Source organism: Paraburkholderia sp. SIMBA_027 (assembly GCF_046535315.1).
GTDB lineage: Bacteria > Pseudomonadota > Gammaproteobacteria > Burkholderiales > Burkholderiaceae > Paraburkholderia > Paraburkholderia tropica.
The window spans coordinates 1-273 of sequence record NZ_JAWRWY010000540.1; the positions used below are offsets into that span (position 1 = coordinate 1).

The 273-nt window shown below is 38.1% G+C and carries 1 protein-coding gene; it reads right to left on the minus strand.

Going from position 1 to position 273, the window contains the following annotated elements; all coding sequences use genetic code 11:
• A partial coding sequence (locus SB764_RS40160; RefSeq protein ID WP_410866775.1) for a hypothetical protein occupies positions 1–273 on the minus strand: 273 nt, incomplete at both ends.

Sequence of the window (273 nt, forward strand, 5' to 3'; positions counted from 1 at the left end):
CATATCGAAGAATATAAAAGTTTTGAGTTCCATCTGTTTTCCTCATCTTATACATAAAAGGATAATGACTGTTGTCCGTCCAGTATTTATCTGACCATGAAACCGCTGAAAACTTGACAGTAGCATTAAGTCTTTGAGTATCTCCCTCATCATTAAAGGTCTTCACCAAATCATTTGTGGGAACATTAAACTTCTTCCAGTCTGTTCCATAAAACATAGATGCTCCCCACGCCCACACCGTTCCTGCATTTCCATCTGCTTCAAAGATAGATT